The organism is Pseudomonas sp. OE 28.3 (genome assembly GCF_014268205.2).
GTDB lineage: Bacteria > Pseudomonadota > Gammaproteobacteria > Pseudomonadales > Pseudomonadaceae > Aquipseudomonas > Aquipseudomonas edaphica.
Window position 1 is genome coordinate 6,130,704 of the sequence record NZ_CP077082.1, and the last position, 17,068, is coordinate 6,147,771.

Annotated in this window: 12 protein-coding genes and 1 tRNA gene; 9 read left to right on the forward strand and 4 right to left on the reverse strand. The window is 58.1% G+C overall.

Annotated elements, in window-relative coordinates; all coding sequences use genetic code 11:
- The first annotated feature begins 33 nt into the window (after positions 1 to 33).
- The 3 genes from HU759_RS27625 (at position 34) to HU759_RS27635 (ending at position 4,160) form a co-directional block, all read left to right on the forward strand.
- Positions 34 to 1,305 carry a YeaH/YhbH family protein gene (locus tag HU759_RS27625; protein WP_017138057.1) on the forward strand — a complete coding sequence of 424 codons (1,272 nt, stop codon included), beginning with the start codon at positions 34 to 36 and terminating at the stop codon, positions 1,303 to 1,305.
- On the forward strand, positions 1,302 to 2,867 hold the full coding sequence (locus HU759_RS27630) for a SpoVR family protein (protein ID WP_017138056.1): 1,566 nt from the start codon (positions 1,302 to 1,304) through the stop codon (positions 2,865 to 2,867). The genes HU759_RS27625 and HU759_RS27630 overlap by 4 nt, the downstream gene beginning before the upstream one ends.
- A 63-nt stretch (positions 2,868 to 2,930) precedes the next feature.
- Entirely contained in the window at positions 2,931 to 4,160 is a 1,230-nt protein-coding gene (locus tag HU759_RS27635; protein ID WP_170040784.1) for a multifunctional CCA addition/repair protein, read from the forward strand.
- A gap of 180 nt (positions 4,161 to 4,340) precedes the next feature.
- Here the strand turns inward: HU759_RS27635 and folK are convergent, their stop codons facing one another.
- Both folK and folB read right to left on the reverse strand, forming a co-directional pair.
- Positions 4,341 to 4,859: a 2-amino-4-hydroxy-6-hydroxymethyldihydropteridine diphosphokinase gene (gene folK / locus HU759_RS27640; protein ID WP_138449758.1), complete on the reverse strand. Its 519-nt coding sequence runs from the start codon at positions 4,857 to 4,859 to the stop codon at positions 4,341 to 4,343.
- Positions 4,850 to 5,203, reverse strand: a complete 354-nt coding sequence (gene folB / locus HU759_RS27645; RefSeq protein ID WP_017138053.1) for a dihydroneopterin aldolase — start codon at positions 5,201 to 5,203, stop codon at positions 4,850 to 4,852. The genes folK and folB overlap by 10 nt, the downstream gene beginning before the upstream one ends.
- A gap of 73 nt (positions 5,204 to 5,276) precedes the next feature.
- Here folB and plsY point away from each other — a divergent pair, with 73 nt between their 5' ends.
- Complete coding sequence (plsY, locus tag HU759_RS27650; RefSeq protein WP_170040785.1) at positions 5,277 to 5,846, forward strand: glycerol-3-phosphate 1-O-acyltransferase PlsY; 570 nt, start codon at positions 5,277 to 5,279, stop codon at positions 5,844 to 5,846.
- A 34-nt stretch (positions 5,847 to 5,880) separates the two neighbouring features.
- Here the strand turns inward: plsY and tsaD are convergent, their stop codons facing one another.
- Positions 5,881 to 6,906, reverse strand: coding sequence for a tRNA (adenosine(37)-N6)-threonylcarbamoyltransferase complex transferase subunit TsaD (gene tsaD, locus HU759_RS27655; protein ID WP_017138051.1), 1,026 nt, complete (start codon positions 6,904 to 6,906; stop codon positions 5,881 to 5,883).
- Between the two features lie 203 nt (positions 6,907 to 7,109).
- Here tsaD and rpsU point away from each other — a divergent pair, with 203 nt between their 5' ends.
- The 5 genes from rpsU (at position 7,110) to HU759_RS27680 (ending at position 15,639) form a co-directional block, all read left to right on the forward strand.
- Complete coding sequence (rpsU, locus tag HU759_RS27660; protein WP_002551877.1) at positions 7,110 to 7,325, forward strand: 30S ribosomal protein S21; 216 nt, start codon at positions 7,110 to 7,112, stop codon at positions 7,323 to 7,325.
- A gap of 452 nt (positions 7,326 to 7,777) precedes the next feature.
- On the forward strand, positions 7,778 to 9,748 hold the full coding sequence (gene dnaG / locus HU759_RS27665) for a DNA primase (protein ID WP_017138050.1): 1,971 nt from the start codon (positions 7,778 to 7,780) through the stop codon (positions 9,746 to 9,748).
- 67 nt (positions 9,749 to 9,815) lie between these two features.
- Entirely contained in the window at positions 9,816 to 11,666 is a 1,851-nt protein-coding gene (gene rpoD / locus HU759_RS27670) for an RNA polymerase sigma factor RpoD (RefSeq protein ID WP_017138049.1), read from the forward strand.
- Positions 11,667 to 11,803: 137 nt separating this feature from the next.
- Positions 11,804 to 15,547: an EAL domain-containing protein gene (locus HU759_RS27675; RefSeq protein WP_186617051.1), complete on the forward strand. Its 3,744-nt coding sequence runs from the start codon at positions 11,804 to 11,806 to the stop codon at positions 15,545 to 15,547.
- Between the two features lie 15 nt (positions 15,548 to 15,562).
- Positions 15,563 to 15,639 (forward strand) — tRNA-Ile (locus HU759_RS27680).
- A 112-nt stretch (positions 15,640 to 15,751) separates the two neighbouring features.
- Here HU759_RS27680 and HU759_RS27685 read toward each other — a convergent pair.
- Positions 15,752 to 17,059 (reverse strand): hypothetical protein, encoded by a 1,308-nt coding sequence (locus HU759_RS27685; protein WP_170040787.1) that lies wholly within the window; start codon positions 17,057 to 17,059, stop codon positions 15,752 to 15,754.
- Between the last annotated feature and the right edge of the window lie 9 nt (positions 17,060 to 17,068).

The following is a 17,068-nucleotide window of genomic DNA, read 5'->3' on the forward strand; positions in this document are numbered from 1 at the left end:
GCTTGTAACGTGAAGCTGCCCGGAGGGCTCCCCATGAGCTATGTGATCGACCGACGCCTCAATGGCAAGAACAAGAGCACGGTAAACCGTCAGCGTTTCCTGCGGCGTTACCGTGACCACATCAAAAAGGCCGTTGAAGAGGCCGTCAGCCGCCGCTCCATTACTGACATGGAGCATGGCGAGCAAATCAGCATTCCTGGACGCGACATCGACGAACCGGTGCTGCACCACGGCCGGGGCGGCAAACAGACCGTCGTGCACCCCGGCAACAAGGAGTTCACCACCGGCGAGCATATCCAGCGCCCCCAAGGCGGTGGTGGCGGTAAAGGCCCCGGCAAAGCCGGCAATTCCGGCGAGGGCATGGACGAGTTCGTGTTCCAGATCACCCAGGAAGAATTCCTGGAATTCATGTTTGAAGACCTGGAATTGCCTAACCTGGTCAAACGCAACCTGACCGGCACCGACACCTTCAAGACCGTGCGCGCAGGGATCAGTAACGAGGGCAACCCGTCCCGCATCAATATCATTCGCACGCTGCGCTCGGCCCATGCACGCCGTATCGCACTGTCCGGTAGCAGCCGCGCCAAACTGAAGGAAGCCAAGGAAGAACTGGCGCGCTTAAAGCGCGAAGAGCCGGATAACTTCGGCGATATCCAGCAAATCGAGGCGGAAATCGAGAAACTCAGCGCGCGTATTCACCGCGTGCCGTTCCTCGACACCTTCGACCTCAAATACAACTTGCTGGTGAAACAACCCAACCCCAGCTCCAAGGCGGTGATGTTCTGCCTGATGGACGTGTCCGGCTCCATGACCCAGGCCACCAAGGACATTGCCAAGCGCTTTTTCATCCTGCTGTACCTGTTCCTGAAGCGTAACTACGACAAGATCGACGTGGTGTTCATCCGCCATCACACCAGCGCCCGGGAAGTGGACGAAGAAGAGTTCTTCTACTCGCGGGAAACCGGCGGCACCATTGTGTCCAGCGCCTTGAAGCTGATGCAGGAGATCATGGCCGAGCGCTACCCTGCCAATGAGTGGAACATCTACGCCGCGCAAGCCTCCGACGGCGATAACTGGAACGATGACTCGCCGATCTGCCGCGATATCCTGATCAACCAGATCATGCCGTTCGTGCAGTACTACACCTACGTTGAAATTACCCCTCGTGAGCACCAGGCACTGTGGTTCGAATACGAGCGCATCGGCGAAGCCTTTGCCGATACGTTCGCCCAGCAGCAACTGGTCTCGGCCGGCGATATCTACCCGGTCTTCCGTGAACTCTTCCAGCGCAGGTTAGTGACATGACCGCCAAAAAAGAGCATAAGCGCCAACCCATTTCCACCGGCTCCGAGTGGACCTTTGAACTGATCCAGGCCTATGACCGGGAAATCAGCCGCATCGCGGCGGGTTATGCCCTGGACACTTACCCCAACCAGATCGAAGTGATCACCGCCGAGCAGATGATGGATGCCTACGCCTCGGTCGGCATGCCCTTGGGCTACCACCATTGGTCCTATGGCAAACACTTCCTCAGCACCGAGAAGTCCTACACCCGTGGGCAGATGGGCCTGGCCTACGAGATCGTGATCAACTCCGACCCGTGCATCGCCTACCTGATGGAAGAAAACACCATCTGCATGCAGGCGCTGGTGGTGGCCCACGCGTGCTACGGGCATAACAGTTTTTTCAAGGGCAACTACCTGTTCCGCACCTGGACCGATGCCAGCTCGATCATCGATTACCTGGTGTTCGCCAAGCAGTACATCATGCAATGCGAGGAACGCCATGGCATCGATGCGGTAGAGGACTTGCTCGACTCTTGCCACGCGCTGATGAACTACGGCGTCGACCGTTACAAACGCCCGTATCCGATTTCCGCCGAGGAAGAACGCCTGCGCCAGAAGGAGCGTGAGGAGCACCTGCAAAAGCAGATCAACGACCTGTGGCGCACGATTCCTAAAAAGGCCGGCAAAAACAGCGACAAGGACAATGCTCGCTTCCCCGCCGAACCTCAGGAAAACATCCTGTATTTCCTGGAAAAACACGCGCCGTTGCTGGAGCCGTGGCAGCGAGAAATCGTGCGCATTGTGCGCAAGATCGCCCAGTATTTTTATCCACAGCGCCAAACCCAGGTGATGAACGAAGGCTGGGCAACGTTCTGGCACTACACCTTGATGAATGACCTGTACGACGAAGGCCTGGTCACCGACGGTTTCATGATGGAGTTCCTCACCTCCCATACCAGCGTGGTGTTCCAGCCCGGTTTTGACAGCCCGTATTACAGCGGCATCAACCCCTACGCGCTGGGCTTTGCCATGTACCGGGACATCCGGCGCATGTGTGAACACCCCACCGAAGAAGACCGCCGCTGGTTCCCGGAAATCGCCGGCAGCGACTGGTTGTCGACCATCAAGTTCGCCATGAGCAGCTTCAAGGATGAGAGTTTCATCCTGCAGTACCTGTCACCTCAGGTGATTCGCGACCTGAAGCTGTTCAGCATTCTCGATGACGACCTCAAGGATGATCTGGTGGTGCCTGCCATCCACGATGAGCCCGGCTACCGCACCATCCGTGAAACCCTGGCAGCGCAGTACAACCTGGGCAACCGTGAGCCAAACGTGCAGATCTACAGCATTGATGTGCGCGGCGACCGTTCGCTGACCTTGCGTCACCAGCAGCACGACCGCAAACCTTTGGGCGAGTCCACCGAGGAAGTGCTCAAACACCTGCACCGGCTGTGGGGCTTCGACATTCACCTGGAAACCCTGCAGGGCGATCAGGTGATGAAAACCCACCACGTGCCGCCACGCACCGACCACAACGATAACGACTACGGCCGCCTGGACCTGGCCGTCGTACATCTCTGAAACAGCAAAGCCTCCATTGGTCCGGCTCAGGCGGTATCCTGTGCCGCTAATGGAGGCTTTTTCATGAAAATCTACACAGTCGGCGGTGCGGTGCGTGATCGCCTGCTCGGCCTCAAGGTCACCGACATCGACCGCGTCGTGGTCGGTGCGACCACTGAAGAAATGCTCGCTAAAGGCTACAAGCCAGTCGGTGCTGACTTCCCGGTATTCCTGGACCCAAAGAACGGCGACGAATACGCCCTCGCCCGCACCGAACGCAAGAGTGGCCGGGGTTATGGCGGCTTTGTGTTTCACGCAAGCCCCGAGGTCACGCTGGAAGAAGACCTGATTCGCCGTGACCTGACCATCAACGCCATGGCCGAGGATGATGACGGCAACCTGACCGATCCCTATGGTGGCCAGAGCGACCTTGAAGCACGGATTCTGCGTCACGTTTCTCCCGCGTTCGCCGAAGATCCCCTGCGAGTGCTGCGTGTTGCACGCTTTGCTGCGCGTTACGCTCGCTTGAATTTTACCGTCGCCCCGCAAACCCTGGAACTGATGCGCCAACTCAGCGAGTCTGGCGAACTGCAAGCCTTGACCCCGGAGCGCAGTTGGAAAGAAATTTCCAGGGCGCTGATGGAGGATCAGCCGCAGGTGTTTATTCAGGTACTGCGCGACTGCAACGCGCTGAAAACCCTGATGCCCGAAGTGAATGCACTGTTTGGCGTGCCACAACCCGAGGCTCATCACCCGGAAATCGACACCGGCATCCATACCCTTAGCGTGCTCGAGCAAGCCGCCTTGCATCAGCAGCCGCTGACCGTGCGCTGGGCCTGCCTGCTGCACGACCTGGGCAAAGGCCTGACGCCTGTGGATAAGTTGCCGCAGCATATTGCCCACGAACACACGGGCTTGAAGCTGATCAAGGCGGTCAATGAACGCTTCAAGGTGCCGAAGGATTGCCAGGAACTGGCCCTGCTGGTCGGCCAATACCACACCCACGGCCACCGTGCGCTGGAGCTGAAAGCCTCGACGCTGCTGGAGTTGCTGCAAAGTTTTGACGTGTATCGCCGGCCGCAGCGCTTTGAAGAGTTTGTGGTGAGTTGCGAAATGGACGCCCGGGGCCGCAAGGGCCTGGAGCAGAGAAGTTATCCACAGGCGGATTATTTACGCGGCGCAGCCAAGGCCGCTCGCGAAGTACCGGTGGCGCCCTTGCTGGAGAAAGGTTTCAAAGGCCCGGAGCTGGGCGAGGCGCTCAAGCGTGAGCGACTCAAGGTGCTCAAAGCCTACAAAGAGCAATACAACCTGTAGTCGTTACTCTTTGTGGCAGACGGGTTTGCATCAATGCCGTTCAGTTAAACGCAAAACGTGTGGGAGCGGGCTCGCCCGCGAAGACATCGGCACAGTAAACATTGATGCTGACTGACCCACCGCTTTCGCGGGCAAGCCCGCTCCCATAGTTGAATCCGGTCAAGCCAGGCGCATCGGCGGCTACAGTAGATCCGCCGGGGTCAACTGCTGGCCCCGCCATTCAAACGCAACTGGCGCCAGCACCTGGTCGATCTGGGCATCGCGCCATAACTCGGCCATTGTCTTATCGACTTCAGGGTGCACGCGATCCGGCGCCATCAACGACAACGGCCACAGCACAAAAGCATTCTTCAGGATCTCTGCGCGGGGCAGGATCAAACCATCGAAATTCCCCACCAGGTCACCGTACAGCAGCACGTCGATATCCAACGGCAGCCCTTTGCGGTCCGGGGCATAACGACCATTGTCAGCCTCGATGAATTTCAACCGACGATCCAGCTCCATCAACGGCAGGTCGGTATACGCCGACACAACAAGGTTGAAGAATGGCCCGCTCTTGATGCCCACCGGCTGGCTTTCAAACACCGCGGAGCAGCGTACATCGGTCAAGAAACTCGCCAACGCGTCCAAGCCGGCACACAGGTGCGGCTCGCGCTCGATATTGCTGCCAAGGCCAAGGTAAACCTGAGTTAGCGACATCCGCGCTCGATCTCCACGCCCACGCCTTTGGCAGCCGGTACGGCGCCGGGCTTGGTCAATTTGAGGTGCAGCCAGGGAATCTGGAATTCGTTCATCAGCACTTCGGCCAACCGCTCGGCAAAGGTTTCCACCAACTGGTATTGGGATTGCTCGGCAAAGGCCTGGATACGCGTGGACACACTGGCGTAATCCAGCGCCAGGGTCAGGTCGTCACCGGCGGCCGCCGGGCGATTGTCCCAGGCGAAGCTAAGGTCCAGGCGCAGGCATTGCTTGATGCCGCGCTCCCAGTCGTAGGCCCCGATTACGGTGTCGACTTCCAGGCCTTCGATAAACACTCTGTCCAAGCTCTTCTCCGCAGCACGACAAGGGCGCATTGCCCCGGTTAGAATCAGGGCGTCCTCGCCCGGAATAGTTAGCATGTTTTGGTTACTGGCGATTCTCGCCTACCTGCTCGGCTCGCTGTCCTTCGCCATTTTGCTCAGCCGCCTGACGGGAAATCCCGACCCGCGAATGAGTGGCTCAGGCAATGCCGGCGCCACCAATATGTTGCGCCTGGCCGGCAAGAAACTCGCCGTACTGACGCTGCTGGGTGACGTCTGCAAGGGCTTGTTGCCCGTACTGATCGCCAGCTTCGCCGGTCTTACCTTGCAACAGCAGGCCTGGGTGGGCGTGTGCGCCGTCCTGGGCCATCTGTTTCCGCTGTACTTCCGTTTTCGCGGCGGCAAAGGCGTCGCGACCGCGGCCGGCATGCTGCTGGGGGTTTACCCTCCGGCAGCGCTGCTGGCCGTGCTGGCCTGGCTGCTGACGTTCTACCTGACCCGCACCAGCTCGCTGGCCGCACTGATCGCCACGCCACTCACCCTGCCGCTGCTCGCCTGGCAGGCACCGGCGGCGTTGCTGCCGATGAGCGTACTGACACTGCTGATCGTGTGGCGCCACCGCGGCAATTTACGCGACCTGTTTGCCGGGCGCGAACGGCATTTTTAAATACCGTTGATGAGCCCCGCGCAAGCCAAGCCACTTAAAGCGGTGAAAGCTGCTCCATCGGCCAGCGTGCCTGCACGCTGATCGCCAGGCTTTCGTGCTGCCCGGCCTGCAAGCGCTGGCAACCGGCGTAGGCAATCATTGCGCCGTTGTCGGTGCAAAACTCAGGGCGCGCGTAGAACACGTCACCCTTCATGTCGCCGAGCATTTTTTCCAGCGAGGTACGCAGCGCCTTGTTGGCGCTGACGCCGCCTGCGATCACCAGACGCTGCATGCCTGCCTGTTTGAGGGCGCGCTTGCACTTGATGGTCAAAGTCTCCACCACGGCCTGCTGGAACGCCAGCGCGATGTCGCAACGGGCTTGTTCACTGTCGTCCCCGGCGCTGACGCTTTGCTGCCAGGTGTTCAGTGCGGAGGTTTTCAAGCCGCTGAAACTGAACATCAGGCCTGGGCGGTCGCACATCGGGCGCGGGAAGGTGTAGCGGCCCGGCACACCTTTTTCGGCCAGCCGCGCGATTTCCGGGCCACCGGGATAATTGAGGCCCATCATCTTCGCGGTTTTGTCGAAAGCTTCGCCGGCGGCGTCGTCCAGCGACTCACCCAAAAGCGTGTATTGGCCGATTCCATCCACCTGAACCAACTGCGTGTGGCCACCGGAAACCAACAAAGCGACGAACGGGAACTGCGGCGGTGTTTTTTCCAGCATCGGTGCCAGTAAATGGCCTTCCATATGGTGCACGCCGAGGGCTGGAATACCCCAGGCAAATGCCAGCGCCTGGGCGCAAGAGGCCCCAACCAGAAGGGCTCCAACCAATCCGGGGCCTGCGGTATAGGCGATCGCGTCGATCTCGGTCGGCACGCAGCCGGCCTCGTCCAACACCTGGCGAATCAAGGGCAGCATGCGCTTGACGTGATCTCGGCTGGCCAGCTCCGGCACCACCCCGCCATAGGCGCGGTGCAGGTCGATCTGACTGAACAGTGCATCGGCCAAAAGCCCGCGTTCACTGTCGTAAAGTGCGACACCGGTTTCGTCGCAGGAGGTTTCAAGTCCCAGTACTAGCATGGGTTTGCGCCTTGTAGAGGCTGAATTCGAAGGCGCGCATAATAGTCGCCACTCCCCCTCCCGACTAGCGGTTTTCGATCAGAGGCTTTGCATTCCGGTCAATGAGGGGTTAACATCCGCAACCCTTAAAAACCGACGACCTCAGCCGCGAATTTTTTGCGACGAGAACGTTGATTCCCGGTAATGAAAGAAGGTAGCTCTGGATGCCAGCCGTCAAAGTAAAAGAGAACGAACCCTTCGACGTAGCTCTGCGTCGTTTCAAGCGCTCCTGCGAAAAAGCCGGTGTTCTGGCTGAAGTTCGTAGCCGCGAATTTTATGAGAAGCCAACTTCTGAGCGTAAGCGTAAAGCAGCAGCCGCTGTTAAGCGTCACGCCAAGAAAGTTCAGCGCGAACAGCGCCGCGCCGTTCGTCTGTACTAATACACAGACTTACGTAGCAAGCTTCTGCCAAGCCCGGCCCTCAGCCGGGCTGTTGGCATTTGCGGATATCGCTTGATGCTTCACCGTCGACGCCGCACACGCGACCGAGACACTGCTTCACACGTCAGGACTGGCTCTTCTGCCAGCGGTGCGCGTCTCTTCTGACGAGCCTAACAAGGCTACTGACGAGCACACCCCTTTTTCTTGCAACACAGATTCTACAAACAGACGATCGACTGTGTCGGCTGTGCCCATCAAGGCTTTTCCGAGGCTGCTATTGGCCAACACCGGACGTCAGGGCAACATTTCCAAGCCGAAGACTGATACAAACTAACGTCAGTGAATGCTCGGCAGATACACTCCCCATGCAAACGATAGATGTTCGAGCACTCGATACGTGCGCTTGATCACTTCACGGGCCCTCATTTACACGCAGTGATGACGAGAACGCCATGGCCGGGCTGATTCCCCAGAGTTTTATTGACGACCTTCTTAACCGCACCGACATCGTCGATGTTGTCAGCTCGCGCGTGCAAATGAAGAAGGCCGGCAAGAACTACACCGCCTGCTGCCCGTTCCACAAAGAAAAAACCCCGTCATTCAGCGTCAGCCCCGACAAGCAGTTCTACTACTGCTTCGGTTGCGGCGCGGGCGGCAATGCCCTCGGCTTTATCATGGACCACGACAACCTGGACTTCCCCCAGGCTGTCGAGGAACTGGCCAAAGCCGCCGGCATGGAAATCCCCCGCGAAGAAAGTGGCCGCTCGCACAAACCGCGTCAACCCACTGATTCGCCGCTGTACCCGCTGCTGACGGCCGCTGCCGACTTCTACCGTCAGGCGCTTAAAAGCCATCCGCAGCGCAAGGCCGCCGTCGAGTACCTCAAGGGTCGCGGCCTCACCGGTGAGATCGCCCGGGATTTTGGCCTGGGCTTCGCCCCGCCGGGCTGGGACAACCTGTACAAGCATCTGAGCAGCGATACGCTGCAGCAGAAGGCCATGATCGATGCCGGTCTACTCGTGGAAAACGCCGAGACCGGCAAGCGCTATGACCGCTTCCGCGACCGCGTGATGTTTCCGATCCGCGACAGCCGTGGCCGCATCATCGCTTTTGGTGGCCGCGTGCTCGGGGACGACAAGCCTAAATACCTGAACTCCCCGGAAACGCCGGTATTTCACAAGGGCCAGGAACTCTACGGCCTGTTTGAAGCGCGCAAAAACAATCGCAACCTCGATGAAATCATCGTGGTGGAAGGCTACATGGACGTCATTGCCCTGGCGCAGCAAGGCCTGCGCAATGCCGTCGCTACCCTGGGCACCGCCACCAGCGAAGAGCACATGAAGCGCCTCTTTCGCGTGGTGCCCAGCGTGCTGTTCTGTTTTGACGGCGACCAGGCCGGCCGTAACGCCGCCTGGCGTGCGCTCGAAGCCACGCTGTCGAGCCTGCAGGACGGGCGCCGCGCGCGCTTTCTGTTCCTGCCCGAAGGCGAAGACCCGGACACCCTGGTGCGCTCCGAAGGCACCGACGCCTTCCGCGCCCGCATCAATCAACACGCACAGCCGCTGGCGGACTATTTCTTCCAGCAGTTAACCGAAGAAGCCGACCCGCGCTCCCTCGAAGGCAAGGCCCACATGGCCACCCTCGCAGCGCCGCTGATCGACAAAGTGCCAGGCGCCAACCTGAAGTCACTGATGCGCATGCGCCTGCTGGAAATCACCGGCCTGAGTGGCGAGGCCGTCAGCCAGCTGGTGCATAGCGCACCGCAGGAAGCCCCACCGGCCTACGACCCAGGCATGGATTACGACGCCATGCCGGACTATTCCGACTTCCACCAACCGCAGGAGGCCTATGCGCCCCAGCAGGAGTGGACACCGAAGAAACCCGGCGCCGGCGGTAAAAAATGGGACAAGAAACCCTGGAACAAGAACGGCAAACGCGGTGACCGCGACGAGGCATACGCGCCGCGAACTCCTGTCGCCGTCGAAGCTCCAACGCTCATTGCGCTGCGAACACTTATTCACCACCCGCAATTGGCAAAAAAAGTTGAGAGCGCCGATCACTTTGCCAACGAGAGCAACACGTATGCTCAGGTACTGATCGCCTTGATTGAGGCGGTACAGAAAAATCCTAAGCTAAACTCAATTCAATTGATGGCTCGTTGGCACGGCACCGAACAAGGACGCTTGCTTAAAGCACTGGCGGAAAAGGAGTGGCTAATTGACGGCGACAACCTTGAACAACAGTTTTTAGACACCATTACTAGGTTATCCGCAGGTCAGCACACGCAGACCCTGGATGAGCTGATCAAGCGTGCAAGGCAGCCGGGATTGTCGGCTGAAGAGCAAATTCAGATAGCAAAACAGATGCGCGACCTCTTAAAACAGAATGTTTGTACATCTAACCCGACCTCAGCTGGCGTGTGAGGTCATAGCTCGGGTATAATCCTCGGCTTGTTTTTTGCCCGCCAAGACCTTCAGTGGATAGGGTGTTATGTCCGGAAAAGCGCAACAACAGTCTCGTATTAAAGAGTTGATCACCCTTGGTCGTGAGCAGAAATATCTGACTTACGCAGAGGTCAACGATCACCTGCCTGAGGATATTTCAGATCCTGAGCAGGTGGAAGACATCATCCGCATGATTAATGACATGGGGATCCCCGTACACGAGAGTGCTCCGGATGCGGACGCCCTTATGTTGGCCGACTCCGATACCGACGAGGCAGCTGCTGAAGAAGCGGCTGCTGCGCTGGCAGCGGTGGAGACCGACATCGGTCGTACGACTGACCCTGTGCGCATGTATATGCGTGAAATGGGTACCGTCGAGCTGCTGACACGTGAAGGCGAAATCGAAATCGCCAAACGTATTGAAGAGGGTATCCGTGAAGTGATGGGCGCAATCGCGCACTTCCCAGGCACGGTTGACCACATTCTCTCCGAGTACACTCGCGTCACCACCGAAGGTGGCCGCCTGTCTGACGTTCTGAGCGGCTACATCGACCCGGACGACGGCATTGCGCCGCCTGCCGCCGAAGTACCGCCGCCCGTCGATGCGAAAGCCGCGAAGGCTGACGACGACACCGAAGACGACGATGCTGAAGCCAGCAGCGACGACGAAGATGAAGTTGAAAGCGGCCCGGACCCGATCATCGCAGCCCAGCGTTTCGGTGCGGTTTCCGATCAAATGGAAATCACCCGCAAGGCCCTGAAAAAGCACGGTCGCTCCAACAAGCTGGCGATTGCCGAGCTGGTGGCCCTGGCTGAGCTGTTCATGCCGATCAAGCTGGTACCGAAGCAATTCGAAGGCTTGGTTGAGCGTGTTCGCAGTGCCCTTGAACGTCTGCGTGCGCAAGAACGCGCAATCATGCAGCTGTGTGTACGTGATGCACGTATGCCGCGGGCTGACTTCCTGCGCCAGTTCCCGGGCAACGAAGTAGACGAAAGCTGGACCGACGCACTGGCCAAAGGCAAGGCGAAATACGCCGAAGCCATTGGTCGCCTGCAGCCGGACATCATCCGTTGCCAGCAGAAGCTGACCGCGCTTGAGACCGAAACCGGTCTGACGATTGCTGAAATCAAAGACATCAACCGTCGCATGTCGATCGGTGAGGCCAAGGCCCGCCGCGCGAAGAAAGAGATGGTTGAAGCGAACTTGCGTCTGGTGATCTCGATCGCCAAGAAGTACACCAACCGTGGTCTGCAATTCCTCGATCTGATCCAGGAAGGCAACATCGGCTTGATGAAGGCGGTGGACAAGTTCGAATACCGTCGCGGCTACAAGTTCTCGACTTATGCCACCTGGTGGATCCGTCAGGCGATCACTCGCTCGATCGCCGACCAGGCTCGCACCATCCGTATTCCGGTGCACATGATCGAGACGATCAACAAGCTCAACCGTATTTCCCGGCAGATGTTGCAGGAAATGGGTCGCGAACCGACCCCGGAAGAGCTGGGCGAACGCATGGAAATGCCTGAGGATAAAATCCGCAAGGTATTGAAGATCGCTAAAGAGCCGATCTCCATGGAAACGCCGATTGGTGATGACGAAGACTCCCACCTGGGTGACTTCATCGAAGACTCGACCATGCAGTCGCCAATCGATGTCGCCACTGTTGAGAGCCTTAAAGAAGCGACTCGCGACGTACTGTCCGGCCTCACTGCCCGTGAAGCCAAGGTACTGCGCATGCGTTTCGGCATCGACATGAATACCGACCACACCCTTGAGGAAGTCGGTAAGCAGTTTGACGTGACCCGCGAGCGGATCCGTCAGATCGAAGCCAAGGCACTGCGCAAGTTGCGCCACCCGACGCGAAGCGAGCATCTGCGCTCCTTCCTCGACGAGTGATACCAGAACCCCCGGCCCAGGCCGGGGGTTTTGTTTTCCATAGATTACTTTCTATGGATTAACTTCCCCCGCAACACCCCCTCCCCCGCAATGCCCGTCTACACTCGAAACATTCCCCGTGCCATAACGAGACCGTTATGCCCAGACTGCCGACCGTGATACTGCTGTCGCTGCTCGCCTGGACCGCAACGGCTGGCGCGTTGACTCTTACTGATGATGAGCGTGGCTGGCTGGCGGACCATCAGGAGCTGCGCCTGGGGGTGGACGCTTCTTGGCCGCCCTTCGAATACCGTGATGAAAATGGCCGTTATCAAGGCCTCGCAGCCGACTATGTACGCCTGATCCAGGACCGCCTGGGCGTGCGGATCAAGCTCATCGAGCCGGAAAACTGGACCGCCGTGCTCGAACAGGCGAAAAACAACCAGCTCGACCTGTTGCCCGGCATCATGTCGACGCCCGAACGCCAGAATTACCTGGCCTTTACACGTCCGTACCTGGATTTCCCGATCGTCATCCTCGCCCATGAGGGCGGCGCGAAACCTCGCAACCTTAAAGACCTGTACGGCCTGAAGATCGCCGTGGTGGAAAACTACGCGCCGCACGAATTACTGCGCACCCACCATCCCGACCTCAACCTGGTGGCCATGCCGAACGTCAGCTCGACGCTGCAAGCCCTGGCCACCGATGAAGTGGATGCGGTTGTCGGCGACCTCGCCTCCAGCGTCTGGAGCCTGCGCCAGCTCAAGCTGGATGGTTTATACGTCAGCGGCGAAACGCCCTATCGGTACCAGTTGGCGATGGGCGTGCCGCGCGACCAGAAAATACTGGTGGGCATCCTGGACAAAGTCCTCGCTGACCTCAGCTCCGACGAAACCGACGCGATCCAGCAACACTGGGTCGGCAGCTTCACCGATCACCGCACCTTCTGGGCCGACTTGCTGATGTACGGCCTGCCGGCGGTGCTGCTGCTGAGCACCGTGTTGGCCATCGTGATTCGCATCAACCGCCGGCTCAGCTCGGAAATTGCCCGGCGAGTCGCCCTTGAGCAAGAGTTGCGCAGCAGCGAATACCACTATCGCGGCCTGGTCGAGAGCCTGTCCGCGATTGCCTGGGAAGCCAGCATCACCGACTTCACCTACAGCTACGTTTCGCCCCACGCCGAAGACCTGCTGGGCTATCCCCGCGCCCATTGGCTGATTCCAGGCTTCTGGCGCAACATCATCCACCCTGCCGACCTGACCCGAGCGGAGGCATTCTGCTTCCAGGAAACCCGCGCCAACCGCGATCACAGCCTCGATTATCGAGTGATTACCGCCGACGGCCGTTGCTTGTGGGTGCGCGATATCGTCAGCCTGATCGAGCACGGCCATGAGCCGGTGTTGCGCGGTTTGATGATCGATATCAGCGAAGCCAAGCGCACAGAGGAGGCTTTGCAGCTTTCCGAAGAGAAGTTTGCCTCGGTGTTTCAGCAATGCCCGGACATCCTGGTCATCGCCCGCCTCTCTGATGGCTGCCTGCTGGAGGTGAACAAGGCATTCGAGGACCAGATTGGGCTAAGCGCCGAACAAGTCGTGGGCAAAACCGCCACCGAGCTGAACATCTGGGGCATTCAAGGCGTCGGCCCCGACCTGCTGCAACGTGTGCAGACCACCAGCATCCGCAACCTGGAAATGCCATTTCTGCGCAGCAATGGCCAGGCGTTTACCGGGCTGATCTCCGCCGAACCGTTCCAACTCGACACCACAGAAGCCTTGGTGGTGGTGGTGCGTGACATCACCCAACTCAAGGAAACCCAGCAACTGCTGCAAACCTCCGAAGAGAAATTCGCCAAGGCCTTCCACGCCTCACCCGACGGTTTGCTGCTCAGCCGCCAACGCGATGGGCTTTTGATTGAAGTGAACGAAGGCTTCACCCGCCTGACGGGCTTTAGCAGTGCGAACTCGCTCGACCAGTCGACCCTGGACCTGGGCATCTGGGTCGACCTCAACGAACGCAAGCACATGCTGGAACTGATGCAACGCGACGGTTTTGTGCGTGACTTCGTCTGCCATATCCGCCGCGCCGACGGCTTGATTCGCCTGTGCGAAGTGTCCAGCCGGCCGCTGCCCATCGGCGAGGATGACTGCATGCTGACCATCGCCCGTGACATCACCGAACGCCAAGTGATGCAGGAAAAACTGCAACAGGCCGCCACGGTGTTCGAGAGCACGGCCGAAGGGGTATTGATCACCGACACCCGGCAGAACATCAGCGCCGTCAACCGTGCTTTCAGCGAAATCACCGGCTACAGCGAAGCCGAAGCCCTTGGTAGCACGCCGCGCCTGCTCGCTTCCGGCCTGCATGACAGCGCGTTCTATGCGGCGATGTGGCATCAATTGACGGCTCACGGCCACTGGCAGGGCGAGATTTCCAACCGCCGCAAAAACGGCGAGCTATACCCCAGCTGGCTGACCATCAGCGCCGTGCGTAACCGCGACCAGTTGATCACACACTTTGTTGCCGTGTTTGCCGACATCTCCAGTCTCAAGCACGCCCAGGCTCGCCTCGATTATCAGGCACACCACGACCCACTGACCGGCCTGCCCAACCGCACCCTGTTTGAAAGCCGACTGCAAGCCGCCCTCACCAGCCAGGAAGAAACCGGTCACCAAGGCGCCGTGCTGTTCCTCGACCTGGACCGGTTCAAGCATATCAACGACAGCCTCGGCCACCCCGTCGGCGACCTGCTGCTCAAGGACATCGCCGTGCGCCTCAAGGAGCAACTGCGCGACATCGACACCGTGGCACGCCTGGGCGGCGACGAATTCATCATCCTGCTGCCCGGCCTGCAACAAGCCAGCGATGCCGAACACCTGGCCAATAAACTGCTCGCCTGCTTCACCCCGCCGTTCCAGGCCGGCGAGCATGAGTTCTTTATCAGCGCCAGCATCGGCACCAGCCTCTATCCACAGGACGGTACCGACGTCGCTACCCTGGTCAAAAACGCCGATGCCGCGATGTACCGCTCCAAGGCCAAAGGCCGCAACCGTGTCGAGAGCTACACTCGCGACCTCACCGCCCAGGCCAACGAACGCGTGGCCCTCGAGCACGAACTGCGCCGTGCCATCGAGCGTGAAGAGCTGTTTCTGTACTACCAACCGAAGCTCAGCCTGGTCACCCAGGAACTGATCGGCGCCGAAGCATTGATTCGCTGGCACCACCCGACCTTTGGCGACGTGCCGCCGGAACACTTCATCGCCCTGGCCGAGGAGAACGGCACGATCCTGCAGATTGGCGACTGGGTACTGGAACAGGCCTGCCGTCAGATGCACACCTGGAAACGCGCCTTCAACGATTTCGGCCCGCTGTCAGTCAACCTCGCCGGCGCACAACTGCGTCACCCCAACCTGCTCGCGCGCATCGAACAACTGTTGCACGACTACCACTTGGAGCCCGGTTGCCTGCAACTGGAGATCACCGAAAACTTCATCATGAGCCAGGCCGAAGAAGCCCTCGAAGTGCTGCACCAACTCAAGCACCTGGGCGTGCAACTGGCCATCGATGACTTCGGCACCGGCTATTCTTCACTCAGTTACCTCAAGCGCCTGCCACTGGACTTCCTCAAGATCGACCAGTCTTTCGTGCGCGGCCTGCCCGACGACCCCCACGACGCCGCCATCGTGCGCGCCATCATCGCCCTGGGCCACAGCATGCAATTCACCATCATCGCCGAAGGCGTGGAAAACCCCGCACAACAAGCCTTCCTGGCCGCCGAAGGCTGCGAACAGATGCAAGGCTACATCGTCAGCCTGCCGCTGCCGCCGGAGCTTTTTGCCGAGACTTTTCTTCATATGCGGGTTTCAGACTTTTCGGATGGCACAGCACGGAAACCGTCGCTATAATCCGCGTCCTACTGAGGGCCTATAGCTCAGTTGGTTAGAGCAGAGGACTCATAATCCTTTGGTCGTAGGTTCGAGTCCTACTGGGCCCACCAAACAAGAAAGCCGCGCATTGCGCGGCTTTCGTCGTTTTTGGCACTGTACTATTGATGCGTTTTCTCAACCTCATAATCCGAAAGTGTCCAAAAAGTGTCCACCGTCGTTCTCTTAGGGACTCACTCTCTGCACCGTTGTGCCTAATTTATTGGGGAATCCATGCGTGCCGTAATCAATGCGAGAGCCTTCATAGCCACCTAGGTGAAAAATAATTTCGTAGAAAAGCTTCAGATTGTTGAAAGTCAAATCCAACTGGCGCTGCTGGGCTGTGTACCCCTCACCCGCACGTACCCCATGCGCAGAATCGTTACGTAATTTCGTCCATTTACTTGGAAGCCCCTTGGAAACCGCGCCATTTTTCTCCAAGAGGTGCAACGCAGTCTTAGCCTTGAATTGCCCCGCATTGCGAATACTCCCCTTGAGCAACTCAATAACACGGCTATCAATCTTTAACTTGGAAACCTCAGATAACGAATCTTCAGCCAACTTATGAAATTCAGCATCCTGCCCTTGCGGGCCAAAATACTCTCTGAGCATCCCCTCAATAAATATGCATATAGATAAACTTGCTGCTTGAAAACCTCCTTGCCAAGCCCTATTCAACTGATACCAATAATCATAAAGCTTTTCACCCTCCATCAGAAAAAAACCATAAAATTTTGAAAAAAAATCTTCTAAGCTTTTTCCAGGCTGAAGCGCTGACAGTTCTATTGGTGGATGCAGCTGTCTATTGGAAAGATCTGAATTTATAGAGCGCAATTCCATCCAGCAAGCTCCAGAATAATGAAACTCAACTGCCCTGACTTGGAACAGGCAACCCGAAACCATCTCAAGTACTTTTAGTATTGCACTACTGGATACTTCAGTTACTTGTGAACCTGAGATTGATAGCTCACATCCGTACTCATCGATACTGGCGCAGACGTTTATATCTTGGACGGTAAAATCCAAGCGCCCCTCCGGCATTGCTCCCCGCCGAGGAAAAAAGCCATTGACTGCAATAAGATAATTAACGTAGTTCTCTTCTATAGGTGCAGATTTTTTTTCGGTGCGTAGACACTGCAATTCACCTATCACAACCGCCCCATTCCGACCTAAGACCCCTCGATGAGTATCTGTCTCTAAAGCGTCCCACTTCCGCCCATGTACATCTACCCCAGAAAATCTAAACGACTGTTCGGCGGTTATAACTTGCCCTGCCTCACCATAAAGGCCGGTTTGCAACGTTCTATCATTCGCCTCATCAGTCAACGCATGGTGAAGAATATACTCTAGCCTTCCATCCTTTACGGACACTGTTCCCGGACCACTATACTGTTTCGGATTGACTTCCGTATTCTGAATAATATCAATTTTACGAAAATGAACTTCTAGTTCCTCCCTTATAAACAGGTCTAACTCCCACTGAGCAAGGCTCATGCATAACTC

What these genes read in the sequence shown, in the direction of transcription:
- rpoD (WP_017138049.1), top strand. Translation starts at nt 9,816, where the DNA reads ATGTCCGGAAAAGCGCAACAACAGTCTCGTATTAAAGAGTTGATCACC.
- rpsU (WP_002551877.1), top strand. Translation starts at nt 7,110, where the DNA reads ATGCCAGCCGTCAAAGTAAAAGAGAACGAACCCTTCGACGTAGCTCTG.
- HU759_RS27675 (WP_186617051.1), top strand. Translation starts at nt 11,804, where the DNA reads ATGCCCAGACTGCCGACCGTGATACTGCTGTCGCTGCTCGCCTGGACC.
- HU759_RS27635 (WP_170040784.1), top strand. Translation starts at nt 2,931, where the DNA reads ATGAAAATCTACACAGTCGGCGGTGCGGTGCGTGATCGCCTGCTCGGC.
- folK (WP_138449758.1), bottom strand. Translation starts at nt 4,859, where the DNA reads ATGTCGCTAACTCAGGTTTACCTTGGCCTTGGCAGCAATATCGAGCGC.
- plsY (WP_170040785.1), top strand. Translation starts at nt 5,277, where the DNA reads ATGTTTTGGTTACTGGCGATTCTCGCCTACCTGCTCGGCTCGCTGTCC.
- HU759_RS27630 (WP_017138056.1), top strand. Translation starts at nt 1,302, where the DNA reads ATGACCGCCAAAAAAGAGCATAAGCGCCAACCCATTTCCACCGGCTCC.
- HU759_RS27625 (WP_017138057.1), top strand. Translation starts at nt 34, where the DNA reads ATGAGCTATGTGATCGACCGACGCCTCAATGGCAAGAACAAGAGCACG.
- tsaD (WP_017138051.1), bottom strand. Translation starts at nt 6,906, where the DNA reads ATGCTAGTACTGGGACTTGAAACCTCCTGCGACGAAACCGGTGTCGCA.
- dnaG (WP_017138050.1), top strand. Translation starts at nt 7,778, where the DNA reads ATGGCCGGGCTGATTCCCCAGAGTTTTATTGACGACCTTCTTAACCGC.
- HU759_RS27685 (WP_170040787.1), bottom strand. Translation starts at nt 17,059, where the DNA reads ATGAGCCTTGCTCAGTGGGAGTTAGACCTGTTTATAAGGGAGGAACTA.